The organism is Rahnella sp. BCC 1045 (genome assembly GCF_019049615.1).
In the GTDB taxonomy this organism is placed as follows: domain Bacteria; phylum Pseudomonadota; class Gammaproteobacteria; order Enterobacterales; family Enterobacteriaceae; genus Rahnella; species Rahnella contaminans.
On record NZ_JAFMOZ010000116.1, the window covers coordinates 1 to 24,967 of the forward strand.

Annotated in this window: 26 protein-coding genes; 23 read left to right on the forward strand and 3 right to left on the reverse strand. The window is 48.9% G+C overall.

Features of this window, described 5'->3' with window-relative positions:
- The 8 genes from J1782_RS08070 to J1782_RS08105 all read left to right on the forward strand — a co-directional run.
- A partial coding sequence (locus J1782_RS08070; protein ID WP_217152844.1) for a glycosyltransferase occupies window positions 1-805 on the forward strand: 805 nt, incomplete at its 5' end.
- A 4-nt stretch (window positions 806-809) separates the two neighbouring features.
- Window positions 810-1,826: a polysaccharide pyruvyl transferase family protein gene (locus tag J1782_RS08075; protein WP_165059130.1), complete on the forward strand. Its 1,017-nt coding sequence runs from the start codon at window positions 810-812 to the stop codon at window positions 1,824-1,826.
- A gap of 18 nt (window positions 1,827-1,844) precedes the next feature.
- Window positions 1,845-3,308 carry a lipopolysaccharide biosynthesis protein gene (locus J1782_RS08080; RefSeq protein ID WP_152327723.1) on the forward strand — a complete coding sequence of 488 codons (1,464 nt, stop codon included), beginning with the start codon at window positions 1,845-1,847 and terminating at the stop codon, window positions 3,306-3,308.
- Between the two features lie 8 nt (window positions 3,309-3,316).
- Entirely contained in the window at window positions 3,317-4,306 is a 990-nt protein-coding gene (locus J1782_RS08085) for a glycosyltransferase family 2 protein (RefSeq protein WP_152327724.1), read from the forward strand.
- Window positions 4,307-4,423: 117 nt separating this feature from the next.
- Window positions 4,424-5,845, forward strand: a complete 1,422-nt coding sequence (locus J1782_RS08090; protein ID WP_217152899.1) for a mannose-1-phosphate guanylyltransferase/mannose-6-phosphate isomerase — start codon at window positions 4,424-4,426, stop codon at window positions 5,843-5,845.
- 14 nt (window positions 5,846-5,859) lie between these two features.
- Window positions 5,860-7,239, forward strand: coding sequence for a phosphomannomutase CpsG (gene cpsG / locus J1782_RS08095; protein ID WP_152327725.1), 1,380 nt, complete (start codon window positions 5,860-5,862; stop codon window positions 7,237-7,239).
- Window positions 7,240-7,383: 144 nt separating this feature from the next.
- Window positions 7,384-8,538 (forward strand): glycosyltransferase family 4 protein, encoded by a 1,155-nt coding sequence (locus J1782_RS08100; RefSeq protein WP_152328021.1) that lies wholly within the window; start codon window positions 7,384-7,386, stop codon window positions 8,536-8,538.
- 145 nt (window positions 8,539-8,683) lie between these two features.
- A complete protein-coding gene (locus J1782_RS08105) occupies window positions 8,684-9,769 on the forward strand; it encodes a GDP-mannose 4,6-dehydratase (protein WP_217152845.1) in 1,086 nt (361 codons plus the stop codon).
- A gap of 77 nt (window positions 9,770-9,846) precedes the next feature.
- Here J1782_RS08105 and J1782_RS08110 read toward each other — a convergent pair whose 3' ends face one another.
- Window positions 9,847-10,185: a DUF1294 domain-containing protein gene (locus J1782_RS08110; RefSeq protein WP_321186227.1), complete on the reverse strand. Its 339-nt coding sequence runs from the start codon at window positions 10,183-10,185 to the stop codon at window positions 9,847-9,849.
- Window positions 10,186-10,756: 571 nt separating this feature from the next.
- Between J1782_RS08110 and J1782_RS08115 the strand changes: the two genes are divergently transcribed.
- Entirely contained in the window at window positions 10,757-11,629 is an 873-nt protein-coding gene (locus J1782_RS08115; protein WP_217152846.1) for a ParA family protein, read from the forward strand.
- 65 nt (window positions 11,630-11,694) lie between these two features.
- On the opposite strand, the gene J1782_RS26345 is transcribed toward J1782_RS08115, so the two are convergent.
- On the reverse strand, window positions 11,695-11,832 hold the full coding sequence (locus tag J1782_RS26345) for a hypothetical protein (RefSeq protein ID WP_254302990.1): 138 nt from the start codon (window positions 11,830-11,832) through the stop codon (window positions 11,695-11,697).
- Window positions 11,833-11,880: 48 nt separating this feature from the next.
- A complete protein-coding gene (locus J1782_RS26350) occupies window positions 11,881-12,123 on the reverse strand; it encodes a hypothetical protein (RefSeq protein WP_254302991.1) in 243 nt (80 codons plus the stop codon).
- 229 nt (window positions 12,124-12,352) lie between these two features.
- Here J1782_RS26350 and dnaB-PI point away from each other — a divergent pair, with 229 nt between their 5' ends.
- The 14 genes from dnaB-PI to J1782_RS08190 all read left to right on the forward strand — a co-directional run bounded on the left by dnaB-PI (window position 12,353) and on the right by J1782_RS08190 (window position 24,712).
- The gene (dnaB-PI, locus tag J1782_RS08125) at window positions 12,353-13,720 is read left to right on the forward strand and encodes an SPI-7-type island replicative DNA helicase (RefSeq protein WP_217152847.1); all 1,368 of its coding nucleotides are present in this window, start codon (window positions 12,353-12,355) and stop codon (window positions 13,718-13,720) included.
- Window positions 13,720-15,459 carry a ParB family protein gene (locus tag J1782_RS08130; RefSeq protein ID WP_217152848.1) on the forward strand — a complete coding sequence of 580 codons (1,740 nt, stop codon included), beginning with the start codon at window positions 13,720-13,722 and terminating at the stop codon, window positions 15,457-15,459. The genes dnaB-PI and J1782_RS08130 overlap by 1 nt, the downstream gene beginning before the upstream one ends.
- On the forward strand, window positions 15,449-15,697 hold the full coding sequence (locus J1782_RS08135) for a TraR/DksA C4-type zinc finger protein (RefSeq protein WP_217152849.1): 249 nt from the start codon (window positions 15,449-15,451) through the stop codon (window positions 15,695-15,697). Before J1782_RS08130 ends, J1782_RS08135 begins: the two co-directional genes overlap by 11 nt.
- Window positions 15,684-16,448 (forward strand): DUF2786 domain-containing protein, encoded by a 765-nt coding sequence (locus tag J1782_RS08140; protein WP_217152850.1) that lies wholly within the window; start codon window positions 15,684-15,686, stop codon window positions 16,446-16,448. The genes J1782_RS08135 and J1782_RS08140 overlap by 14 nt, the downstream gene beginning before the upstream one ends.
- 84 nt (window positions 16,449-16,532) lie before the next feature.
- Complete coding sequence (locus J1782_RS08145) at window positions 16,533-17,114, forward strand: DUF2857 domain-containing protein (RefSeq protein WP_217152851.1); 582 nt, start codon at window positions 16,533-16,535, stop codon at window positions 17,112-17,114.
- Window positions 17,111-17,344: a hypothetical protein gene (locus J1782_RS08150; protein WP_217152852.1), complete on the forward strand. Its 234-nt coding sequence runs from the start codon at window positions 17,111-17,113 to the stop codon at window positions 17,342-17,344. Before J1782_RS08145 ends, J1782_RS08150 begins: the two co-directional genes overlap by 4 nt.
- Before the next feature lie 101 nt (window positions 17,345-17,445).
- Entirely contained in the window at window positions 17,446-18,705 is a 1,260-nt protein-coding gene (locus J1782_RS08155; protein WP_217152853.1) for an STY4528 family pathogenicity island replication protein, read from the forward strand.
- A 532-nt stretch (window positions 18,706-19,237) separates the two neighbouring features.
- The gene (locus tag J1782_RS08160) at window positions 19,238-19,978 is read left to right on the forward strand and encodes a PFL_4669 family integrating conjugative element protein (protein WP_217152854.1); all 741 of its coding nucleotides are present in this window, start codon (window positions 19,238-19,240) and stop codon (window positions 19,976-19,978) included.
- 10 nt (window positions 19,979-19,988) lie between these two features.
- A complete protein-coding gene (locus J1782_RS08165; RefSeq protein WP_217152855.1) occupies window positions 19,989-22,001 on the forward strand; it encodes a DNA topoisomerase III in 2,013 nt (670 codons plus the stop codon).
- 620 nt (window positions 22,002-22,621) lie between these two features.
- Complete coding sequence (locus J1782_RS08170) at window positions 22,622-23,122, forward strand: STY4534 family ICE replication protein (protein ID WP_217152856.1); 501 nt, start codon at window positions 22,622-22,624, stop codon at window positions 23,120-23,122.
- A 76-nt stretch (window positions 23,123-23,198) separates the two neighbouring features.
- Window positions 23,199-23,738, forward strand: a complete 540-nt coding sequence (locus tag J1782_RS08175) for a single-stranded DNA-binding protein (protein ID WP_217152857.1) — start codon at window positions 23,199-23,201, stop codon at window positions 23,736-23,738.
- Between the two features lie 10 nt (window positions 23,739-23,748).
- Entirely contained in the window at window positions 23,749-23,949 is a 201-nt protein-coding gene (locus J1782_RS08180) for a hypothetical protein (protein ID WP_217152858.1), read from the forward strand.
- 73 nt (window positions 23,950-24,022) lie between these two features.
- A complete protein-coding gene (locus J1782_RS08185) occupies window positions 24,023-24,181 on the forward strand; it encodes a hypothetical protein (protein ID WP_217152859.1) in 159 nt (52 codons plus the stop codon).
- A gap of 99 nt (window positions 24,182-24,280) precedes the next feature.
- Window positions 24,281-24,712 carry a DUF29 domain-containing protein gene (locus tag J1782_RS08190; RefSeq protein ID WP_217152860.1) on the forward strand — a complete coding sequence of 144 codons (432 nt, stop codon included), beginning with the start codon at window positions 24,281-24,283 and terminating at the stop codon, window positions 24,710-24,712.
- Window positions 24,713-24,967 lie beyond the last annotated feature (255 nt).

The following is a 24,967-nucleotide window of genomic DNA, read 5'->3' on the forward strand; positions in this document are numbered from 1 at the left end:
GAAAATAGCTGCTGTTTTTCACGGTAATGATATTTCTCAAAAAAGAATTTTGAATTTATTTCATTCCGATTATGAACAGCTATTCAATGATGCAAATTATATTTTTCCGGTGAGTGAGTTGTGGGCGAGTAAGATAGCCTTAACACCTGCAATAAAAAATAAAACACACGTGATAAGAATGGGCGTGAATATTAGTAAATTCATTTATAAAGAACGAATTACTATTAGTTATCCAATAAAACTTCTCTCTATCGCCAGACTTACAGAAAAAAAAGGCATCTCCGTCGCTATAAATGCCTGCCTGTTATTAAAACAGCAAAACGTTGACTTTGATTACACCATTATCGGGGACGGGCCTCTGCGAAAAGAACTTGAATCTCAGGTCACCAATCTTGGATTGGGTGACAAAATTGCCTTTTTAGGTGCGCAGACGCAAGAAACTGTCTCTGAATATTTAAATAACTCGGATGTGTTTTTACTACCTTCCGTCACGGCGTCAGATGGTGATATGGAAGGGATCCCGGTTGCACTGATGGAAGCAATGGCAATCGGTATACCTGTGATATCGACGTTTCACAGTGGCATCCCTGAGCTTATTGAAGATCGCGTGTCTGGTTTTCTGGTCAATGAAAATGATGCCGCCAGCATTGCAGGTGTCATCTCTGAAATAATCGATAATCCCGGTGTGTTGCCGGATATTTGTCGTAATGCGAAACAAACAATTGATAACGAATTTGATCAGGATAAATCCTATTCCAGGATGTTAAATATTCTACTCGGCCTGCCTTTACATATTAACCGGTGATAAATTGAAAATTTACTATTATAAATCTGCGCATGGGAATTTTGGGGACGACCTTAACGCATGGATTTGGGATGCACTACTTCCTGGCTTTTTTGATGACAATGAGAACGTCAGGGTATCCGGTATTGGCACCATTATTACTTCCGCTATGCCGCCTGCTAAAAAGTGGTATGTCTTCTCCAGCGGGGTGGGTTATGGCTATCCACCGGCTAACTTTGGTGACAGCTCTTGGGAAACGCTGTGTGTCAGGGGGCCGCTCAGTGCTGAAATTTTGGGATTGCCGAAAGACAAGTTTATTACCGATGGCGCCGCGCTGTTAAACACGCTCGCCGAGGTTAAACCCCTCACAGAAGCTGAACGTAAGGGGGTGATTTTTGTTCCTCATCACCATGCGCTCGTCACGGGGCAGTGGGAAAAGGTTTGTCAGCAGGCCGGGGTTGAGTTTGTGAATCCACAGTCGGATGCGAAGACCGTTATTCAAAAAATCCGAAATGCCAAACTGGTGCTTGCGGATGCCATGCATGCTGCGATTATTGCAGATGCAATGCGTGTACCTTGGGTTCCTTTGATTACTTCTTCACAGATCAACACATTCAAATGGCTAGACTGGACTCAGACAATAAACCTTCCTTACAGGCCAACTGTTCTGGGTAGCAGTTCATTGCGTGAGTGTATGCGTGATAAGGGCTTATATGTTTATGGCGAGAAATACCATTTACCTGATGCTGACGTTGAGTATGCCGTGAGTTATTTTAAAAAACAGCGTGAGCTGAAGAATAAAAAATGGTGGCCTCACTATCATGACCTGACACGTCTTGCCTTATACCGGATCCCTAATAAAGGTATTCAAATCATTGAAAAAGCCACTAAATTAAATCTTGATAATAGCTTTATCGATAATGCAGCCAATATCCTCTTAGCTGCCAGAAAACATCCTGGTTTTTTGAGTGAGGATAATCAGTTTAATAATAATGTAGAACGTCTGCTGGCTGGTATTGATATACTTTCAAAATGCAAGTGATATGTAAAGGATGTAACCTTGAAATCTCAAGAAAACGCCCGCAGGCCCAGCATTCTTTCTGGTGCAATCTGGTCTATTCTGGATAATACTGCGTCTCAGATCATTACGTTTGTCATATTTATTATACTTGCTAAGATTTTAACGCCCAGTATATATGGCATGTTAAGTGTTTCTTTATTAGTGACTCAATTTTTCAAAAGCGTTCTCTTTGATAGTATTGCGACTTCAATTATCAGGAAAAAATCACCTTCTGAAGTCGATTATAACTCTGCCCTTTTTTTGTGTTTTTCTTTCTCTGTTCCCGCTTTTCTGATTGTTTTTTTCGCCGCTCCTTTTATTGAGGCGTATATGAACGTGCCGCAGTTAGCCAATGTGATCCGCGGCACTGGCGTTATTATCCTGGTGAGTGGTCTGAGTCGTACTCATGAAGCCTGGCTGTCGCATAATATGATGTTTCGCCCGTTAGCGATACGTTCTATGACGTCGATTTCTATCGGCGGTATTGTCGGGGTAGTAATGGCCTACAATGGCTTCGCCGTCGCCAGTTTAGTTGTGCAGCAAGTTGTGACGTCTTTGATTTCACTGGTAGCTCTGTGGGTGGCGACACCCTGGAAGCCCAGAATGAAAATTTCAAGAGAATCAATGAAGGAATCATTGGGATTTTCAAAGCATGTCGCGTTGAGCAATGTCACTAACTTTGCAAATCAGAATAGCGATGTTTTCTTTATAACTTATTTCCTGGGAAGTGCAGCCGCGGGGATTTACTCTGCCGGCAAGCGTATCGTTAATACATTGAATCTGGTTCTGGCATCGGCTTTAATGCGTGTTTCACTGCCTGCATTCAGCCGTTATAAAAATGATATCAACGAGTTTGGTAAGAAGTATTTGCAGGCGACGTATTTAACGGTTTTGGTCACTGCACCTGCTTTTGTGGGGCTTGCAACATTGTCCCATGATATTACTTTTTTACTTTTAGGGCACAAGTGGATGAATTCTGTCCCTGTTATGCAAATTGTCAGTGCTGTAGGTTTTGTCACTTCAATTGGATATTATAACCATTCAGTGATGTTTGCCAGAGATAAGCCTGAATGGCAGGCACGACTGACATTGGTTTACGCTATTACCAATGTGGTGGCTTTTTATTTCTTTGTAAGATTTGGACTTATCGCTACCGCTCTCGTCTTCTCAATCCGAACCGTGTTGCTTTACCCTATTTCAGCATGGTGTGCCCTGACTCTGTTGAATTTAACTTTCAAACAATACGTAAAAGAGTTGATTACGCCCATTGTTTGTTCAGTTCTGATGTGCATGATACTCGTGGCGGTACAACAATACGCTGTCCTGAGCGAGTCCTGGTTTGGATTAATGATAAAAATAGGTATTGGTGCAGTGTGCTATTTTGCTTTGATTTTTACTTTCTCCTCAGTGAGTAAGAGAACAATGATTTTTTCTCTTGCAAGAAAAATTCTTCAGAGAGGATAAATGATCTCATGGAAAAAAAATTATCCTTAGTGAGTATCTTAATACCAGTCTATAACTCAGAAAAATTCCTCAGGAAAGCGCTTCAGTCAGTTGCAGAACAGACATATTCAAACGTGGAAATAGTTATCGTGGATGATTGTTCGAAAGACTCATCGCGAAAAATTGTCACCACTTTTTTTGAAGAATATGAACATATTCAGCACAAAGTCATCAATAATAAAATTAATCAAGGGGTCTCTTTTGGGAGAAATACCCTGGTTGATAATGCTTCAGGAGAGTTTATCTGTTTCTTAGATTCAGATGATTATCTTGAACCTGATTTTGTCAGTTACCTGATCGGAGTTCTGACGAAAAATAATACCAGTATTGGGCAGTGCCTGTATTTTTCTGAGGAACCCTCGGGAGTCTCCGTTGGTAAAACGAATGATTTTGCAACGGATACCACCTTACAGGGTAAAAATGCTGTTTTTTCCATGCTGGAGGGTAAGGTAACGGGATATTTGTGGAGCAAAATCTTTAAACGCGACTTGTTTGATGGCATTCGGTTTGATACTACATTGACCGTTTTTGAAGACTATGAAGTGATTATGAAAATGTTTGTTAACGGAGCTAGTATCGCTTTCGGTAATGAGCGTAAATATCATTACATCCAGCACGCGTCGTCATTAACAAAACAGTCTTACCTTAAAATATTAAACCGACTGGAATACCTTAACAGGACGAAGTCACTTGTATCGCCACTTATTATCACTGAAACCGATAAAGAAAAATGGGCTAAACATAGTTATCTGGTCATTTTAATGGTGTTTATAAACGCCGTCAGATATGGGGCGCCGTTAAAGGATGTTATTGGCATCAGGCGCTCTATTGATCTCTCGTATGTTGCGAAATTATCTAAATCTGTCAGTTTAAAAAAACTCTCCGCCATCTCATTAATTAAAGTTTTCCCCTATTTGTTCTATTTTATGCTCAAGACTGCTTTTAAAATAAAAGCATAGTGTTTTTATATTCCTTTGTACCCTTCTGAATTATTAGTAAGTTATTCCTCTGCACACTGAGTGGTTGTATTCGGTGGTTTAATCTTATTTAACTCTTTTATTTTTGAGACGAAAACTATGATCCTTCCAGTAATCATGGCTGGCGGCACCGGTAGCCGTTTGTGGCCAATGTCTCGTGAGCTTTATCCAAAACAATTTCTTCGTCTGCATGGCGATAATTCCTTGTTGCAGGAAACGGTCACCCGTTTAAAAGGGCTGGACGTTTCTGCACCGCTGGTAATTTGTAATGAAGAGCATCGTTTTCTTGTTGCCGAACAATTACGACAAATAGACCAGCTCTCCGACAATATTATTCTTGAGCCTGTCGGGCGCAATACGGCGCCTGCTATTACGCTGGCTGCGCTCAGTGCCATCGACAACGGTTCTGATCCGTTACTGTTGGTGCTTGCTGCCGACCATGTTATCGAGTCTCCGGATGCCTTCCATCAGGCCGTGCAGAATGCTATTCCGTTCGCTGAGCAGGGGAAACTGGTCACGTTCGGTATCGTGCCAACAGGCCCTGAAACCGGTTACGGTTATATCCAGCGGGGAACAGAATTCAGCAGTGATGCCGATCCTGTTTTTCGGGTGCAGCGTTTTGTCGAGAAACCGAATCTTGAGACCGCATTGCAATATCTGGAAAGCGGCGAGTATTACTGGAACAGCGGTATGTTTTTGTTCCGCGCCAGACGTTTTCTTGAAGAGATGGCGAAATTCAGGCCGGACATACTCGAAGCCTGTCAGAAAGCGATTGAGACTTCGCATACTGATGAGCAGCAAGATTTTATCCGTGTAGATAAAGCGGCATTTATTTCCTGTCCGGATGAATCGGTTGATTATGCCGTAATGGAAAAAACCACGGATGCGATTGTTGTTCCATTAGATGCGGGCTGGAATGATGTGGGTTCCTGGTCGGCGCTTTGGGAAGTGAATGATAAAAACGCTGAAGGGAATGCCATCAGTGGCGATGTATTTACCCATAATGCGAACAATTGTTATATCAACACCGATGAGAAATTGGTAGCCGCCATTGGTGTGGATAATCTGGTCATCGTAAATACAAAAGATGCCGTTTTAGTGATTGATAAAAACCAGGTGCAGGACGTTAAAAAAGTCGTCGAATATTTAAAAGATAATAAACGACGGGAATATCGTTTGCACCGCGAATCCTATCGCCCGTGGGGCCGTAACGATAATGTTGTGACTGCACCCCGTTATCATGTGAACCGCATCACCGTTAAACCGGGCGGACAGTTCTCATTACAAATGCACCATCACCGCGCGGAGCACTGGGTCATTCTGTCGGGCACAGCCAGAGTTATTCTCGAAGATAAAAATTATCTGCTCAGTGAAAATGAATCAACGTTTATCCCTATTGGGGCTCAGCATATGTTAGAGAACCCGGGAAAAATTCCTCTGGAACTTCTGGAAATTCAGTCGGGATCCTATCTGGAAGATGACGATATTATCCGTATAAAAGATCACTATGGTCGCTGTTAATTTGGGGATGAAATATGTCAGGTACATTAACTTGCTTTAAAGCTTACGATATTCGCGGTGAATTAGGCGTCGAATTAAATGAAGATATTGCCTATCGCATAGGACGTGCTTACGGGGAATATTTAAAACCTAATAAAATGGTATTGGGAGGCGATGTCCGCTTAACCAGCGAAGCATTAAAACTTGCGCTGGCGAGAGGTTTGCAGGATGCGGGAACGGACGTTGTTGATATCGGCGTGACGGGTACAGAAGAAATCTATTTTGCGACGTCTTATCTGGCACTGGATGGCGGAATAGAAGTGACGGCCAGCCATAATCCGATGAACTATAACGGCATGAAATTAGTTCGTGAAGAATCTAAACCTATAAGCGGTGATACCGGGCTTGGGGAAATACAACGTCTGGCAGAAGAGAACAATTTTTCACCTGCCGATCCTGCTCAGCGTGGAACCTACGAAAAAGCGTCGGTACTCGATGCGTATATCGATAAATTACTCAGTTATGTCGATTTAAAGAATTTTATCCGTCCGCTGAAACTGGTCATCAACTCGGGTAATGGCGCTGCGGGCCATGTTATTGATGCAATCGAAGCGCGCTTCAAACAGGCCGGTGCGCCGGTTGAATTTATCAAAGTACATCACCAGCCAGACGGTACGTTCCCTAACGGGATCCCGAATCCGCTATTACCAGAATGTCGTCAGGACACCACCGATGCGATTATCAAACACAACGCCGATATGGGGATTGCGTTTGATGGTGATTTTGACCGGTGTTTCCTGTTTGATGATCTGGGGAATTTCATCGAAGGTTATTATATTGTCGGGTTATTAGCTGACGCTTTTCTCGAAAAATATCCCAACTCAAGAATCATCCACGACCCGCGTTTAAGCTGGAATACCATTGATATTGTCACCGGTGCGGGCGGCGTGCCTGTTATGTCGAAAACCGGCCATGCTTTTATTAAAGAACGTATGCGCCAGGAAGATGCAGTTTACGGTGGTGAGATGAGCGCCCATCATTACTTCCGCGATTTTTATTATTGCGACAGCGGGATGATTCCGTGGCTGCTGGTGGCGGAACTATTGCATGTAAAAGGCAAGTCCCTGCGCCAACTGATTAATGACCGCATTATTGCCTATCCGGCTTCAGGTGAAATAAACAGTTTCCTGCATCAGCCGAAAGAATCTATTGCGCGCGTGCTGGCGGTTTATGAAGGTGAAGCCATTAATGTCGATCATACGGACGGTATCAGCCTTGAGTTTGATGAATGGCGGTTTAATCTCCGCAGCTCAAATACGGAACCGGTTGTGCGTCTGAATGTGGAATCCAGGGCTAATTCAAAACTGATGCAGGAACAGACGAGAAGGATCCTTTCTATTCTCCGCAGTATGTAATTATCTGTAAAATATTTTCTGGTGAGTAATACAGCTCACTATCTAATTCGTATTACTCACTTTTAATTTCCGAAATGTTTCGCGTTTACTCTTATTTGTATTTTTTATCATCATACCAAAATAATAATTGATGAGGTTTTAATGATGTCACATGAAGTGAGTGTTGGGATTGTCGCTGACTGGTTGGTGACTTTTGCCGGGGCAGAAAAAGTTATTGCAGAATTTATAAAACTTTATCCTGAATCCGAGCTTTATTCGGTTGTTGATTTTCTCTCTGATGAATCCAGAAAACAATTTTACGGTAAAGATGTTAAGACATCATTTATTCAACGGCTTCCGTATGCAAAAACAAAGTATCAGCAATATTTGCCGCTGATGCCGTTAGCCATCGAACAGCTGGATGTCACAAAGCACAATATTATTCTTTCCAGCAGCCATGCCGTAGCAAAAGGGGTGCTCACCGGGCCCGACCAGCTGCATATCAGTTATGTCCATTCTCCGATACGTTATGCCTGGGATTTTCAGCATCAGTACCTCAGGGAAGCTGGTTTAGATAAAGGCCTTAAGGGTAAATTAGCACGATGGTTCTTGCACAAAATACGCATCTGGGATTGCCGTACCGCCAACGGCGTAGACCATTTCATTGCTAATTCACATTTCATCGCGCGGAGAATTAAAAAAGTCTACGGGCGTGATGCAGATGTTATTTATCCGCCGGTGAGCGTGGACCGTTTTACGTTGCAGGAAAATAAAGACGACTTCTATTTTACCGCGTCCCGTATGGTGCCCTACAAGCGCATCGATATTATTGTGGAAGCGTTCAGCCAGATGCCGGACAAAAAGCTGGTAGTCATTGGTGACGGGTCTGAGATGACCAAAATAAAAGCGAAAGCGGGCAAGAATATTGAGATTTTAGGGTATCAACCGGACGAGGTCATGCAGGATCATATGCGTCGTGCGAAGGCGTTCGTCTTTGCTGCCGAAGAAGATTTTGGTATCACGCCGGTTGAAGCGCAGGCCTGCGGAACACCGGTCATTGCTTTTGGCAAAGGCGGCGTACTGGAGTCCATCCGGCCTTACGGTGAAGTAAATCCGACCGGTATTTTCTTTGCAGAGCAGACGGCAGATTCACTCCTGCGCGCTGTTTTGCACTTCGAGACCCTTCAGGGATCTTTCCTGCCGGTGAATTGCCGCAACAATGCATTGCGGTTCTCTGAAGAACGTTTTCACAGTGAACTGGATGACTATATTAAAACAAAGTGGCAAGCGTTTAATGAAAGTAAGAAAGTCATATATTAATTCTTTACGGTTCACTTATGCCATTTGTTAAATCGTTTCTGCATCTTAATTCTGGTTCACTCTCTGCCTTCCGGTGAATAACCTTACGATTATAATCGGGCATCATTCATGATGTGTTTATTAAATTGTAATCAAAGGATCTTATATGTCTAAAGTCGCACTGATTACCCATATAACCGGGCAGGATGGTTCTTATCTTGCCGAGCTTTTATTAAAGAAAGGTTATACTGTTCACGGGATTGGCGGGAATGTCGTTCCGCATAATACCGGTAATGCGGGCAGTAATTTCCACGATAAATCCTCTGATCTTCATATTTATACTTATGCTGATATCAGCACGGGAACGGCTCGCGATTTGCTCGCTATTATCCGACCGGACGAAGTTTATAATCTGGGAGTAGCAGGTCAGTTGTCTGAAAATTCTGACTCCGCAGATGATCTGTTTTCCACGGGGGAATTCAGTGCGCTGAAGGTACTGGAGGCTATCCGTATTCTCGGGCTGGAAACGAAAACGCGTTATTATCATGCGTCGCCTTCGGCGTTATGCGGTCTGGTGAATGGCATCGCGATTAATGAAATGGTGAGCCTGAATATTTATCCCTCCTGGTATGCCACGGGTATTTCTGATTTCTGGACCATTGTGAATTATCGCGAAACGTTCGGGTTATATGCATGCAGCGGCATTCTTTTTAATCATGAGTCACCACGCCGCAGCGAGAACTTCGTCACGCGCAAAATTACCCGCAGCCTGGCCAATATTACGCAGGGGCTGGAGAAGTGTCTGCATCTGGGGAATCTGAATGCGCTGCGTGACTGGGGCCATGCCCGGGATTACGTCAAAATGCAGTGGCTGATGTTGCAACAGGATAATCCCGAGGATTTTGTGGTGGCTACCGGTGTGCAGTATACCGTCCGCCAGTTTGTGACGTTTGCGGCGCTGGAGCTCGGGATTAAGCTGCGCTTTGTAGGCAAGGGCGTGGAAGAGAAGGGGATTATTACCGCGATCATCAGCCCGGTTGCGGCGGCCCTGAAAGTCGGGGACGTGATTGTCGCCGTAGACCCGCGTTATATCCGGCCTGCCGAAGCCTGTAAGGTCAATGTCAATCCGACCAAAGCCCGCCGTAAACTCGGCTGGGCACCGGAAACATCTTTGCAGGATATGGTGATTGAGATGGTGCAGGCGGACCTTGCTTGTGCGAAGAAAGCTGCACGGCTGAAATTGTACGGATAACGCCAGCCGCTGTTTCTGAGATGTATAAAAAAGCCGGAGAATGCGCAGACATTCTCCGGCTTTTTTTTGCCTGCTTTTTACCGTCCGTAGCCCAACCAGAGTGCCAGTAAAACGGCAGCGATATTGGCAGCGATACTGAGCATAAATCTCGTTCTGAAAGGTTGCTTCTGCGTTTTATGCCGGAAAAGTTGCTGACCCGCCAGTGCGCCAGCCCAACCACCGAGCAGTCCGAACAGCAGTAATGTGTTTTCCGGTATCCTTCGCCAGCCTTTGCGGGCGGCTAGCTTGTCGGCACCGTAAATCAGTAATGTCAGCAGGTTGATCAGTAATAAGCCCACCCGGACAGGATAAGGAGAGATGAGACTGACGCCGACCGTGAACATCAGCAGGACATAAAAGACCGCGTTCATTGAGATATCACCGGAAATTGAAGGAAGACCCGTGTAACTATAAAGAAAAGTAAGGACAGAAAGGACAGAAAAACAGAAAGGACAGAAAGCAAAAAACCAGCCGTTAAGCTGGTTTCTTTAAAGATGGTGCCCGGACTCGGACAAAGCTGCGAAGCAGCTTTGAACAGCGCTTGCGCTGGCCCCGAAGGGGTGAGTCTCAGTATGAGACGAATAATCGAACGGAGTTCGATGGAGAGTCCGTAGCTCAGAAAGCAAAAACCAGCCGTTAAGCTGGTTTCTTTAAAGATGGTGCCCGGACTCGGACAATGCTGCGAAGCAGCTTTGAACAGCGCTTGCGCTGGCCCCGATGGGGTGAGTCTCAGTATGAGACGAATAATCGAACGGAGTTCGATGGAGAGTCCGTAGCTCAGAAAGCAAAAAACCAGCCGTTAAGCTGGTTTCTTTAAAGATGGTGCCCGGACTCGGAATCGAACCAAGGACACAGGGATTTTCAATCCCTGTGCCGGAGGGTTAGTTTTCTCGTCGTCCTGTTGTTAAAATGTAAATTCGCATCCTGAGATAATTATCAGGTGCCTAAATGCATGTAATTCCAGTTATTTCTACAAAGGGTGGGGAAGGTAAATCCACTCAGGCAGCCAACCTTGCCGGCTTTCTTGCCGATGCAGGTCTAAAAGTCCTCCTCATCGATGGCGACTATGCCCAACCCACCGCAAGTAGCATTTTTGCTCTTTCTTACGAAGCGCCTAGCGGGTTGTATGAATTACTCATGCAGACTGCAGATCTAAGCCAACCTTCCAGCCTCATATCTAACAGCGTTATTCACGGGCTCGATATAATTATTTCAAACGACCCGCACGCCCAGTTACCTACTGCCATGCTTCACGCTCCGGATGGTCGGTTGCGCTTACGCAATGTTCTGCAACACCCACTTTTCCAGTCTTATGACGTCATTATCGTTGATTCTCAGGGCGCCCGCTCCATCATGCTGGAACTGATTGTACTGGCTGCCACCCGGAGTGCAGTCGGCGTGGTCAAACCTGTTCTCCCAGATGTCAGGGAGTTTATTCGCGGAACCATCAATATGATGGAGAACCTCCTTCCATTTTCAGCTCTTGGCCTGAAACTCCCCGAAATCCGTATTCTGATTAACTGCATGAAGTACACGCGTCTGGCCCGTGAAACCTATCAGCAACTCGAAGAAATCATCAACGATGGCAGATACAGCGCGCACAGCGAGCAAATCAACGTGTCATTGCTCAGCACCTTTATCTATGACCTTGAAATTTATGTTGAAGGGCATGCTGCGGGGCAACCGGCTCACCGGCTGGAAAAGAAAACCGGGCGTGTCAGTGATTCAGCATTTTCCACGATGCAACAGCTGGCCTGTGAGCTCTTCCCTGAATGGTCGCAAAAGTTTGCTGTCCTCGGTCTGGAAGGGGGCGCGAAATGATAGCGGCCAATATTATTTCTGTCCCTGTGGCTAACCGGCAGCACCCGCTGCCGGTACCGAGATTATCAATGTCGCCCGCGGAAAGGATCGTCAAGATAATCCAGGTGCTTTTCGATTTTAAAGAGAAAGTCTTTAGCACCTTTACTTGCCTTAAAAGCTTCCCACTCTTCAGTCAGCGTCAGGTTCATTTCTTCCGGTGTCATATTGGCAACCTGAGCAGCAGGCTGGTTATAGCGAAAGATGAGATAGGTCTAGATTGCCTTGAATGGCGTGATGCCCGGGTTCAATGCTTTCCAGCCGTGAGTGGCGGTCAGCCAGTCACCCAGCCACTGCAGGCGAAACATGTTTTGACGGGTGGACGAGTCTTCCGAGGTCTCCCGCGCAACGTGCCAGAAGTAATTCGACCATACGTGAAAGAAGGTCTCCTTTGTTCGCTCATTGTCGAAGAAGTGAAAATCATCAATGCCGGACGGCAGTTGTTGTTTTGTATCCATTTTTTTCCTCGTGAATATTTTTTTATGGGTATGAAAACGCTGTCCGCACCTTCAGACCGGAGCCGCGAAACTCGTCGGTCTGAAATTGTGCAGTCAGTTAAAGGGAGTTTACTCCCGGCAACTGTCCGTCTGGCACCCTTTACGAATGTTTACGCCAGTGTCAGTTCTCTGAAAATAAATGCGTTATTAACATTTTCTGGCTCTGTCATGCCGGAGCCGGAGGTGTTTCATGGTTGATTCAAAAATGGATATGTTACAAGGGCTTGTATCAGTGGAAGCGGAACAGAGCGTATTGGGCGGTTTAATGCTCGATAACGACCGCTGGGATGATGTTGCCCTGATTCTATGCGCCGAGGACTTTTTTAGCAGAAGCCATCAGACCTATTTCCGTGAAATGAAGCGTCTGATTGACGCCGCCAAGCCGATTGATCTCATTACGCTGACTGATGCCCTTGACCAGCAAAAACTGCTGGAGTCGGTGGGGGGGTTTGGGTATGCCGCAACGCTCAGCAAAAACACGCCCAGTGCGGCCAATATTGTTGCGTACAGCGAAATCGTGGCGAGGTACAGCCGTGCTCGGCAGCTTGCAGCCCTTGGCAGTGACCTTACCCGTGAGGTTTCAGCCCCGCGTGCAGATATTTCAGCGCTCCTGGAGCAGGCAGAAAAACGCATCATCGATATTGCTGAAAAAGCCGAGCCGGAAAAAGGCACCTCCGTGATAGATGGAATGGAGCGTCTTCTCAATGAGCTCGAAATTCGTAATCAGTCTCCTGACGGGATCACCGGAACGCCGACGGGCTTTGATGACCTTGATACCCGCACCTGCGGGCTGCAGAACAGTGATCTGGTGCTACTGGCTGCCCGTCCCTCGATGGGGAAAACGGCGCTGGCGATGGGTATGGTCACCGGCTCCCTTCAACAGAAGAAAGACAGCGTCGTTCAGGTCTACAGCCTTGAACAGCCGGCTGAACAGCTCCTCATGCGCATGTTGTCCTCTTTAGGTCATGTGGAGCTTCAGCGGCTTAAAAGCGGGCAGCTCGATGAAGAAGACTGGGCGCGTATCAGTAGCGCTGCCGGTCTCATTATGACGGAATGGCGTGAGCGGCTGATTATCGATGACACCAGCTACATGACGCCGGCGATGCTGCGCATCCGGGTTCGCCGCAATGCGCGTAAGTACGGTAAGCCCTCTCTCATCATGATTGATTACTTACAGTTGATGCGCTGTCCTGACCAGGAGAACAGGACGCAGGAAATCGCTGAAATCTCGCGTTCTCTTAAGGCGTTGGCGAAAGAAATGAAATGCCCAGTGTTGGCGCTCTCTCAGCTTAACCGTTCGTTGGAATCCCGTGCAGACAAACGGCCAAACAACGGTGATCTCCGTGACTCCGGTGCGCTGGAGCAGGATGCCGACGTCATCATGTTTATTTACCGTGATGAGGTCTATAACGCTGATTCTGATGATAAAGGCCAGGCAGAAATTATCATTGGCAAGCAGCGACAGGGGCCGATTGGTACGGTCAGGCTGCAATTTGACAGCCGCTTTACCCGCTTTGGATCTCTTCAGACACCCGTTGTTCTGGGAGGGAAATTCTGATGAGCAAATACAACAAAGTGAATCTCTCCGATGCCATGCTTCAGCGTGGCAAATCACCTTCACCAGTGGGTGCCGGAAATAATGTTTCACCACTGGTACCACCAGTCAGTGAAATGGCAATGATGCTCACGTTGGATCAGGTAAAGCCAAACCCCGACAACCCGCGAAAATCCCGTAACCCCCGTTACGATGATATTAAAGCCTCAATCAGGGCGCGTGGGCTGGATTCTATCCCGAAAGTGACCCGCGACCCTGAAGGTGAAGATGTTTATATCTTCAGCGACGGTGGGAATACTCGCTATCAGATCTTGAGTGAGTTATGGCAGGAGACCGGCGAAGACCGTTTTTACCGGATCCAGACCATCGTTAAGCCGTGGCCGGGTCGCCTGAAATGTTTGATAGGGCATCTGGCTGAAAATGAAGTTCGCGGTGATCTAACCTATATCGATAAAGCCCTGGGGATCCGTAACGCGCGCACTATTCAGGAGGAGCAGCTAGGAAAAAGCGTCGCATTGCGTGAACTATCCGATTTGCTGAATCAGGAGGGTTACCCGATCCACTACTCTTCTATAAGCCGCATGGAAGATACACTGAAATATCTCTACCCAAACATGCCTGATTTACTCGATTCTGGCTTAAGTCGTGGGCAAGTGGTTTCTATTCTCACACTCCGTTCAGCAGCAGAAAAAACCTGGAGCCAGTACGAAATAGTCAGAGATGAAAGTCCTGATTTTGGGGGAGTATTCGGTGCTACCTGCTCAGCTTTTAATAACCCCGACTCGTACTCCTTTGAGATGTTTCGCGATGAGCTGATTGGTCAGCTTCTCAAGGCCTTACCGCATCCTTCCCTGAATTATGACCGCTGGTTGATTGAACTTGATCCGAAAGAGCAGCAGCGTCGCGAGATGTTTGGTGAGCCGCCCGCACCGCCAGTCGTTACTCCGGTTAAGGCCACGCTCTCTTCATTATCGCCAGGAACAGAGGAGACCCGCCTTCCTCCACAGCCTGATGATAAAGTCCATATCACCGGGCTGCGGTCTGGCACCCTGACCGGCGCAGGTAACCGGCCGGAGCCGGTTCCGGATAACAACGCTGAGGTAGATGTTCCGACATTACCGGCTGCATTGCAGTCTCTGACGGATGGCAGTCAGGTTCGCCCTGCTAACCGGACGGAGACGCAGCCTGACCTCTACGGCGGGCCTGCGGTATTCAGTGGTGAGTCGGGTGTTCAGTCAGCATTGAACGATATCAATCTGTTTTCTGCTTTGTCGGATCCGCTTGATGAGTCCGGCAGGCAGCCATCGTCTTACGTGTCCTCCGTCGCTTTTGCGGCAACTGGACTCGAGCCCGTGACGGATATCTGGCATATCCCGGCTTTACAGGATGATATCGAGCACCTGCAAGATATGGCCTACCGGCTGGCCTTTGAGCTCGCTGAAGCCATGGGATGTGAAGACAGCATTCATGAAGATAAAGCTCCTCAGGCTGCTGGTTATAACGCCTCAGCCCAAAGCAGCAATGAGTTTGTATTGTTCCTGGCAGGGATGACAGGAAACCTGCCAAAACAGCCTTTCAACATGTTTATGTTCTGCCTGAATTTCTTCGGATCACACGTTATCAGTGACCAGCCCGTTTTTGCCGATGAGCACGTCGTTAAAGTGATGCGCCTTATCCGCGTGTTACGCCGTTTGCGTGAGCTGCAGCGTGATGCCGCAAAAGGGGGTTCTGATGAACTTTGATCTCAATGATGAAATGGCACAGGCCGTGACGGAACAGCAGCTTAGGGCAAGCCTGAGTCTGATCCTTGATGAAGTCCGTTCAGATAAACCCTCGCACCGATTCTGTGAGGATTGCGGCGCAGCTATCCCCGAAGCGCGTCGTCTGGCTGTTCGCGGCGTCCGGTTTTGCATCGGTTGCCAGGAGGTCAGGGAACATCATCAGCATATTGGCTCGGGGAGGCGCTATGACCACCGGTGATCATGAAAAATTGCTGCGCCGTATCCGTAAGCTGATGGCTCTGGGTACCCGCAATAATAATGCGTATGAGGCAGCCCGGGCGGTGCGCCTTGCGCAGACTTTGATGCAGCGACACAACCTTTCGCCCGATGATGTCGCGATTTCTGCCGTTCATGAGCAGGTGAGCTATCAGCTCTATAGCGATGCAATCAGCATTCCGGGGTGGTTGCATGCGATGGCTGCCGTGGTTTGTATGGCCACGGGAAGCCGTTGCTGGTTTGGCTGGTATAACACCGTCAGCCGAACGGGGCAGCCACGTCGCCGCCGCTCCCTGCATTTTTACGGGCTGAATGAACGTCCTGAGGTCGCGTTGTACGTCTTCACCGTCCTCTCCCGCCAGCTCCGGGAGGCCACCGACTTTCACATGCATTCAGCCTACCGTCTTAAGCGCTTAAAAATTCAAACAAAACGCAACCGTGCAGACCAGTTCCGGGAGGGCTGGGTGGTGGGTGTCTGGAACGTGCTGGAGTCTTTTGCACCGACTGAGAAAGAGTCAAATGTCCTGCGACGCTGGCTAACTCAAAGGTGTGATGATCAGTCTCTGTCTGAGATTAACGCCAGGGAAGCCCGGCGTTGTCGCGGGGATAAAGATGCGCGCGTATCCGGCTGGCTGGCCGGGCAGCGTGCTGAGCTGAATCAGGGGATCAATGGCCAGGCATCACAGGTGCCCACCCTGCAGTTATCCATAACCGGAGGAAGCGAAGATGAGTAATTTGCTGATTTTTATCGCATGTACTGCCAGCTGGGCGACGGACGTTTGGTTACTTTCGGATTTGGGAATTAACGGGGGGTTACTGTGAATCAGAACTTATCTCAGGCAACGAATGCCATATTGACGCAACTCCTGATGGAGTTGAAATCCGGCAACATCCGCCGGTGCGAGTCTTTAGGGATGACCATTGATGAAGTGCGTCAGCTTAGCCAACTGACCGTTGATGACTTGCATTACCTGATGCAAAGCAGCGTTTCGGTACTTGATGTGAGTATCAATCATGACAATTTCTGGATCATCGTCCAGCAGTCACGGACTGAGCAGAAGCGGATGCAGCGTATTGACCGGGCATTAGCCCTCGGGGGCTCAATTGAGCTGATGCAAACCTATTTTGGTCTGAGTGCTGCCGAGGTCAGCGCCCGTCGCCGCCTTAAAGGAATCGATACGGCGCGGGGGCGCACGCAGGCTCCGGATGAAGAGGCTGATGCGGGTATCTGGACAAAATGGAATGCATCAGGCCTCACGTCGCCGGATTCTCATGACGCGCTGGATGTGATGATGCTGGCCGCAGAATTACATGATGTCTCGTTAACCGCCGTCTGGACACGGGTCACTACATGGTGCCGCGAACTTGACCGCAAGGGCAATAAAAGGGAGGCCGTATGACAGAACTCCTGGATTTTTGCCCACGTCAGCAGGCCTCGCCGGCGGTGCGGCGCAAAGCTCAGCATAGGGTTGATTCGCTTAAAAATGGACATCGGGTCTGTAAACGGCTGGATGTTAACGGCTATCTCAAAATTGATATTGGTCCTTTCTGGCGGGTGCTCAGCAAAGACGGTGGGCACCGCTGGTTCCTGATGAATCACGAGACCTACAACCGTGAAATCAGGAAATAACACCGCAGGATAAAGCCTGTTGCACGATGACCGGCACAACACGGAACGGGGCCTCAATGGCCCCGCTGTGCTGTCACTGTTATGTATAAAGAGGACGCGAGATGGGATTACCGCCAGACAGCATTGTGGAGTTTACGCTGTCAAGAATGCAGAACAGCCTTGCCAGCCGAACGTCGGAGAATGACGTCACCAGCGAGCGCAGCGGGCTGCTTTTTCTGGGCAATGTGCATGATGCCTTTCCACGCCAGCTGTTCATGGATACACGCCTTTCCCCGCTCGATAAAACGGCGTGGGTAATGATCCGCTTATATGCACAGAAAAATGAAGGTGCCGTCTTCCCCACTTATGACGAGTTGCAGTTGCAGCTTGCGTCTCCCCATGCAGAGAAAGCGTCCCGCGAAACCATCAGCAGGGTGCTTCTCATGCTGCGAATAACCGGCTGGCTGAGCCTGTGTAAACGTGTCCGCGATGTGCGCGGGCGGGTGAGGGGAAACATTTATGCCCAGCATGATGAACCGCTCAGCTGCCGCGATGCTGAAATCTTTGATCCGGGTTGGCTGGATGTTGTGGCATCTGGCTGCGAGCACAAGAACAAAGCGGTCCGTATGACGGCCCTGGCTGTCCTGGCTGAAATTCGCAATGACCCCACGATGCGTCATCGCCATTCCCGTCTTGCAATGATTGAAAGCCGCCTCGGTGCGGCATCTACACCGCAGCAGATGGCCGCGCTGCGTCGCGCTTATCAGCCGGGTTCGGTTCCCGAACTCAGTATAAAAAGCACAGGAAATCATCAGAAATTACCCAGTTCGGATACCGAACTCAGTGATACAGGAGGGGAGTTTGAACAGGGTTCGAAATCCGAACTCAGTCTAAAATCAGCGACTTATGCCGAAGTTCGGAAATCGAACTGTAACGTACGTATTTTCACACAAGGTGTGAATAAAAAAACGTACGTATCTGACGGGAACGGTGGTAATGGCCTGCCAATGCCTGAACTGCCAGAATCGCTGACGAGCAAAATCTCTTCGGATGATGCTGTGATGCTGACGAATCAGCTGGCGGCCCTGCCTGAAACGCAGTCCTCGGTGTTGCTTGATTTGCTGAAAAACCAGCTGCGTAAGGGGCAGCTAACCAACCCGATGGGCTGGATGCTGGCCATGCTCAAGCGGGCCCGCGAAGGTCAACTGGTGAAGCCAGACACTGCCACTGCGTCACACACTGTCAGGTCTGTAAACGCCGCACTGACGCCGATGCCCACCGTTCAACGACCTGTGGAGCGGGCCTCGCCTGAACGTGTGTCAAGCGTTATCGCTGATATTCGGAATGCGATGTTGTGCCGCACATCTGCCGCTAAAAAGTAATCTTGCTGCGCCCCGCAGCAAAGGTTGAAAAGTGTACAGTGTTGCGCCCCGCAACAAAGGTTGAAAAGTGTACAATGTTGCGCCCCGCAACAAAGATTGAAAAGTGTACAGTGTTGCGCCCCGCAACAAAGGTTGAAAAGTGTACAATGTTGCGCCCCGCAACAAAGATTGAAAAGTGTACAGTGTTGCGCCCCGCAACAAAGATTGAAAAGTGTACAGTGTTGCGCCCCGCAACAAAGGTTGAAAAGTGTACAATGTTGCGCCCCGCAACAAAGGTTGAAAAGTGTACAGTGTTGCGCTCCGCAGCAAAGGTTGAAAAGTGAACAGTGTTGCGCCCCGCAACAAAGGTTGAAAAGTATACAGTGCTGCGCCCCGCAGCAAAGGTTGAAAATTAAACAGCATCGTCTTTCGCAGCGGTTATTTAAATATTTGAGGCTTATATTCCGAAAATGGATGAAGAGTTTTTCGTTGTTGGGAACGCTGTCTTTTCAGGACTATCAGACCCTTCTTAACTGATAAAGCGGTGACAACGATGGCAGACAACACTGAAAAAAGAACGGGTGCATTGCACTCTGAGTTGAAAATTGAACTCCACAGCCACTACGCCATTGGGCTGTGGCAAGGCCGGAGGGCGGAAAAAGGGGAAGAGGGTGCTAAAGGAAAGCCGGCCATCATGGGAATGCCGCGATTTCTTAGCCTGGCTTCCAGAATCAACCAGGATTCGTTGAAAAATAATCCCTGGGCAGATGCTGCGATGCTCGCGCTGGAAGAAAAAATCAGTGGGGCCAGTCGCACCATGTCTGCGCTGATAAACAGCCTTGATAGCGATATGGAACTGATCCCGACGGGTGTCACCTTCACGGAGCCAGGCGTTTCTGCGCCTCTGGATATCAAAGTGTTCAGCAACACCCCGCTGGGTTACCGCTGTGTGTATTTGTTAATTGGTTTTGACCAATTTTCAAAAAAGGTTCTTCAAGCATCTCATTACGCGCTGATTTCGCGGACTAAACGTGACCAGCTTCTGAGTGAGGGGGGGCGGCTGATCCGGCAGATTTATGGCAGTGTTATTTCTTATCGCTCACTGGCGGTGTCGCGGCTGGATGCTGTTGAAAATAATGCAGTGTGGCAACAGGCTGTTTTAGACCTCGGTGAACCAGACGTTGACGTGCTGCTGGGTAACCGCCGGTCTGCGTTCTCTCCGCCGGTCAATGAGGCCAGTGTTAACCTCTTGCGCATGCGGCACCGGGCTAATCACAACGCGGCAACCAAATAGAGGAGGGAGGATGCGCCTAATCCTATGTGAAAAGCCCTCTCAGGGAAGGGATATCGCGGCCATTCTTGGTGCCACGAAACGCGGTGCCGGTTTTCTTCAGGGACCGGGCGTGACCGTCACCTGGGCTATAGGCCATTTACTCGAAAACGCCTCTCCGGAGGCGTACGGGCCGCAATTTGCGAAGCCTTGGAATATTACTGCTTTGCCGGTACTGCCCACGCAGTGGCAAATGACAGTGAAAAAGGATACGGAAGAACAGTTTAAAACTATTGCAAAACTACTGAAGCAGGTTGACGAAGTGGTTATCGCCACCGACGCTGACCGGGAGGGAGAAGTCATTGCCCGGGAGTTGCTGGATTTTTGCCAGTGGCAGGGGCCGGTAAACCGGTTGTGGTTATCCGCACTGGATGAACAAAGTATTCGCGAGGGACTCAACCGCATCAAACCCGGCAGTGAGACGTTGGCTCTGTACTACGCGGGATTAGGGCGGGCCCGGGCCGACTGGCTGACGGGCATGAATCTCACCCGTCTTTATACGTTGAAGGCTCGTGAAAAAGGGTTTGATGGCGTGTTGTCGGTCGGGCGGGTGCAGACCCCGACGCTGGCACTGGTAGTCACCCGCGACAGGGATATTGCGATATTTGTTCCGAAGCCTTATTGGCAGGTCAGGGTGATCCTGCATGCCGGGGGCGTGACGTTTACTGCCCACTGGGTGCCGGCGAAAATGTACACCGATGAGGAAAAACGTTGTGTCCATCAGGGCATTGCCCAGCAGGTGGCTCAGTTGTGCCGTCAGACGGCACAGGCACAAGTTCTGGAGCAGGAAAAAAAGCGCGAGAAAGAAGCGGCTCCGCTGGCCTTTTCGTTAGGCGCTCTCCAGCAGGCCTGCGGTAAATTGTGGGAAATGTCCCCACAACAAGTGCTCGATACGGCACAAAGTCTTTATGAGACGCATAAAGCAACGACCTATCCCCGTACTGACTGCGGTTTTTTGCCAGAGTCTATGCGTGAGGAAATCCCCCAGGTACTTGCCGCACTGGCTAAAACCGACCCGTCCGTGATGCCGGTGATAGCGACCTTAGACCCCCGCTTTGTGTCGCGTATCTGGAATGATAAAAAGCTGACGGCCCACCACGGGATTATTCCGACCAAGCATGCCTGCGACCTGGGTAAAATGAACGACACAGAGAAGCGAGTATATGAACTCATTCGCCGTCACTATCTGGCTCAGTTCCTTCCGCTGCATGAGAGTGATGTTACGCACCTCGATCTCAGCATCGGGGGACAGCTTTTCCGCACTACGGGGCGGGTGGTCGTGGTACCAGGATGGAAAGTGTTGTTCAGTTCAAACGCTGACCGTAAAGACAGCGGTCCGGATGATCAGGCCGATGTGTTACCTGCTCTGAACAAAGGGGATATTTGCACCGTGACGGCGGCAGAAGTTAAAGATTTGATGACGAAAGCACCGCTGCACTTCACCTTTGATACGCTGATAGCGGCGATGATGAATGCGGCGTCTTACGTGACGGATTTGCAGCTTAAAAAGGTCCTAAAAGAGAATGCGGGTTTGGGAACAGAGGCGACGCGTGCGGGTATCATCGATACCTTGCTCAAACGCGGATATATCGTGATCAAGGGCCGTTATCTGCGGGCGACCGAGGTGGCGATGGATTTAATTGACGCCTTGCCCGCGCCGTTGAAAGAGCCCGGCATGACGGCGTTATGGGAGCAGGCGCTCGATGAGGTTGCCGCGGGGCGCATGCGGCTGGAGGATTTTATGGCACGACAAACGGGCTGGACACGGCAGCTTGTTGCTCAGGGGTTGGTTCAAAATGTGGCTATCCGCGTACCCCCGACGCCACTATGCCCTCTTTGCGGCAGTAAAACCCGGCTGCGGCGCGGTGATAAAGGGGCTTTCTACAGCTGTGAGAAATATCCGGCCTGCAAAGGCGTGGTCAATGCCGCTGATCAAGGGAAGAAAAAACCGTCTAAGCCTAAGTCACGTAAACCAAAGCAGAATTAACCGATTGCGGGCAGGGTGGGATTTTTGCTATGTTTCTCGTGGCTCTGAAGCCGCACCCCGTGACTGCGGTCTGCCAGAATGCTACATGCATTGTGTTCTGGCAGAACAGTCTGACAGGCCGCTCCCACACCTGAGAGTAGAGTCTGTAAGGCACATAACCTCCGTGAAAACCGTGCCGGGTCCTGAACATGCCCCGGAGCTGCTTAAACAGCTTAACCTCAGATCGATGGTGCAGATCGCAATGGCGGTACCTTAGGGTGCCGCTGTTTATTTGTGTCTCCCCAGTTTCAATTTTATAGCCCCTTCATATTGACTTCTCTCCGCCGTGGTTTAAAACTGAACAGGCTCACCGTTGTCTTTGACAACTGTCAATGTTCCGGTGATTTGAGAGGAACGCCTTCGGGTGATCACATGCCAATGCCATCATGACCTGAGAGATGGCGCTTTCGAGCGGTACTAAATCTGTTTAACCTTTGAAAACAGAGACCTTCGGGTTAAGGCTACCTTCACAAATTCAGCCAGTCAGTGACCATGTTACTGACTTCCCTGCGGGAAACATTCTCCCGCACGGGATGATTGTTTCTCCGCTACCTGTTTATTTTCACTCCGGAGAGAACATCATGACTGCAACTGCAAATACCCCTGCTTCAAACAACGCTTCACATTCTTCCTCTCAGTCTAAGGCTGAATATTTCAATCTGAACGTCACCGGGATCGGATACCTCAACAATATCCGCAAAGTGGCTGGCACCACCGGTGAATTCACCTGTGCCGTCATTAACGCCCTGACCGGCCCGACAGACAATGCGTCTTACACTCGTTTTGACGTGACTGTTGCAGGCAAGGAAAGTGTTTCACTCATCAACCGCTGCCAGAAATCGGTTGATGAAGAGAAACAGGTGCTGATTGGTTTTGTCCTGAGCGGTCTGACTGCTGACGTGTTCACCCTTGCTAAGGGCGAACACGCCGGTGAAAGTCGTCCCAGTTTGAAAGCCCGACTGATTGCCGTCGAGTGGATAAAAATTGGTGGCGAGATCGTCTTCAAGTCTGAAAAACCGACGTCTACCCCGCCGGGTCAGCATGCAGAACAGCCGAAAAGCTACGCTGATAACTCATTCTGATCCGACACGGATACACACCCAGCTGGAACACACCAGCGGGTGTGTTCCTCTCACTTATTTTTAAGAGGAATTCATTATGTCCAGTCGCGGCGTAAACAAAGTTATCCTGGTCGGTTTTTTAGGGCAGGAGCCTGAAGTTCGTTACCTTCCAAACGGTACAGCAGTGACAACTATTTCACTGGCCACTTCCGAATCCTGGCGTGATAAACAATCAGGCGAAGAAAAAGAACGCACTGAATGGCACCGTGTTGTGTTGTTTGGCAAGCTCGCTGAAGTCGCCGGTGAATATCTGCACAAAGGTTCTCAGGTTTACATTGAGGGCCAGTTGCAGACCCGTAAGTGGACTGACAACGCCGGTGTTGAACGCTGGACGACTGAAATTGCGGTCAAACAGCAGGGCACCATGCAGATGCTGGGCAGCAGTAACCGCACAAATACCAATGGAAGCGGACAGCCAGCAGGAAGACAACAGGCTGCAGCTCCTGCACACAGCGGGACACATCAGCCGGCTCAGCAGCCTATGGGCAATGAACCGCCGATGGATTTTGACGATGATATTCCGTTTCTCGGTTTCGGGTACGGAGTCTGTCGCGGTGCCATTTACGGTATGTCGTAAGGAGCTCAACATGGTATACGGCGTACTGGCTTTAGTGTGCTGCGGAAAGAAAATACCTGTTGATGTGATGCGCAGCAATGCTGGTTTTTATCTCGGCACATCTGACAACATGGAACCTCTTTCGCGAGAATCGGCAGAGTACTGGCGTACCCGTCGTGAAGCTGAAGAGGCTTTACGTGATGGGAACTGGACTCAGCTGACTTATTGCTGAGCATGAACCTTAACTGTCCACCCTGTGGGGAGAATTCTCCTCCAGGGGGATTCTCCTTTTTTATTGGAGAATAATGATGACGCACCTGAAAGCGCTCAGGCATGAGGCCAGACAGCTTCTGCTTGCCGATGTTGCCCCTTTCTGGCGTCTGCATCCGGAAGTGTTAGCGCTAATGGAAGCTGAACTTTTCGATGCTGAGGATCCGGAAGTTTTGGCTGCTTACGTTGTTTGAAGGCTTATGTGCATCACTCTTCGCCAGCTTTGACTGGCGTTTGATTCTCTGACAGACTCACCTTATTGAAGGTAATGTGAGCTGTTAGCGGAGGACACTATGACTAACCGTTATAATACTGATTTTTATGGCTGGACCAGGGAACAGGCTGATTTGCTGCGTTCCGGGAGCCTCAGCGAACTGGATACACAGAACCTTCTGGAGGAGATTGAGGCAATGGGAACAAGCGCTGAAAACGAGCTGGAATCTCGCCTCGAAATTTTGTTTATCCACCTGCTGAAATGGCAGTTCCAGTCCGACCGACAGGGGCGAAGCTGGCAACTCACCATCGAGGAGCAACGCCGCAAGATTGAGCGCCGCCTCAAGAAAAGTCCGAGCCTCAAGCATAAACTGCCTGAGATCATAGGAGATGCTTACGGTGATGCAGTGATCAGTGCCGAGCGTGAGACAAACATCAAGCGCTCCGTGTTTCCCACTGTTTGCCCGTGGTCATTCGAGCAGTTTATGAATCAGGATTTTTACCCTGATTAATCCAATCATTTTTTTTGCACGAAACGCTGGCTTGTCCGGCGTTTTTTTTATGCTTTCTGCTGCTAAAAACCGTTAAACTCGTTTCTCCAGAAAATTAAGTATCCTCCTGATAGCAGCTCTTATCGCATCACAATCTCAACTATCACAATTCCTAATTGCTGACTGATTTATCAACGGCCCGTTATTCTTATAAGTTGGGAACCGGATAACTCCTTTCTTACGCGGCGATCTCCGGACAAAATCAGCTCTCCAGAC

Excerpts from the sequence above, each read along its gene's own strand:
- J1782_RS08190 (WP_217152860.1), top strand. The coding sequence starts at position 24,281 with ATGACTAACCGTTATAATACTGATTTTTATGGCTGGACCAGGGAACAG.
- J1782_RS08155 (WP_217152853.1), top strand. The coding sequence starts at position 17,446 with ATGGGATTACCGCCAGACAGCATTGTGGAGTTTACGCTGTCAAGAATG.
- dnaB-PI (WP_217152847.1), top strand. The coding sequence starts at position 12,353 with ATGGTTGATTCAAAAATGGATATGTTACAAGGGCTTGTATCAGTGGAA.
- J1782_RS08100 (WP_152328021.1), top strand. The coding sequence starts at position 7,384 with ATGTCACATGAAGTGAGTGTTGGGATTGTCGCTGACTGGTTGGTGACT.
- J1782_RS08130 (WP_217152848.1), top strand. The coding sequence starts at position 13,720 with ATGAGCAAATACAACAAAGTGAATCTCTCCGATGCCATGCTTCAGCGT.
- J1782_RS08140 (WP_217152850.1), top strand. The coding sequence starts at position 15,684 with ATGACCACCGGTGATCATGAAAAATTGCTGCGCCGTATCCGTAAGCTG.
- J1782_RS26350 (WP_254302991.1), bottom strand. The coding sequence starts at position 12,123 with ATGGATACAAAACAACAACTGCCGTCCGGCATTGATGATTTTCACTTC.
- J1782_RS08090 (WP_217152899.1), top strand. The coding sequence starts at position 4,424 with ATGATCCTTCCAGTAATCATGGCTGGCGGCACCGGTAGCCGTTTGTGG.
- J1782_RS08115 (WP_217152846.1), top strand. The coding sequence starts at position 10,757 with ATGCATGTAATTCCAGTTATTTCTACAAAGGGTGGGGAAGGTAAATCC.
- J1782_RS08185 (WP_217152859.1), top strand. The coding sequence starts at position 24,023 with ATGATGACGCACCTGAAAGCGCTCAGGCATGAGGCCAGACAGCTTCTG.
- J1782_RS08165 (WP_217152855.1), top strand. The coding sequence starts at position 19,989 with ATGCGCCTAATCCTATGTGAAAAGCCCTCTCAGGGAAGGGATATCGCG.
- cpsG (WP_152327725.1), top strand. The coding sequence starts at position 5,860 with ATGTCAGGTACATTAACTTGCTTTAAAGCTTACGATATTCGCGGTGAA.
- J1782_RS08175 (WP_217152857.1), top strand. The coding sequence starts at position 23,199 with ATGTCCAGTCGCGGCGTAAACAAAGTTATCCTGGTCGGTTTTTTAGGG.
- J1782_RS08135 (WP_217152849.1), top strand. The coding sequence starts at position 15,449 with ATGAACTTTGATCTCAATGATGAAATGGCACAGGCCGTGACGGAACAG.
- J1782_RS26345 (WP_254302990.1), bottom strand. The coding sequence starts at position 11,832 with ATGACACCGGAAGAAATGAACCTGACGCTGACTGAAGAGTGGGAAGCT.
- J1782_RS08180 (WP_217152858.1), top strand. The coding sequence starts at position 23,749 with ATGGTATACGGCGTACTGGCTTTAGTGTGCTGCGGAAAGAAAATACCT.
- J1782_RS08105 (WP_217152845.1), top strand. The coding sequence starts at position 8,684 with ATGTCTAAAGTCGCACTGATTACCCATATAACCGGGCAGGATGGTTCT.
- J1782_RS08160 (WP_217152854.1), top strand. The coding sequence starts at position 19,238 with ATGGCAGACAACACTGAAAAAAGAACGGGTGCATTGCACTCTGAGTTG.
- J1782_RS08085 (WP_152327724.1), top strand. The coding sequence starts at position 3,317 with ATGGAAAAAAAATTATCCTTAGTGAGTATCTTAATACCAGTCTATAAC.
- J1782_RS08150 (WP_217152852.1), top strand. The coding sequence starts at position 17,111 with ATGACAGAACTCCTGGATTTTTGCCCACGTCAGCAGGCCTCGCCGGCG.
- J1782_RS08170 (WP_217152856.1), top strand. The coding sequence starts at position 22,622 with ATGACTGCAACTGCAAATACCCCTGCTTCAAACAACGCTTCACATTCT.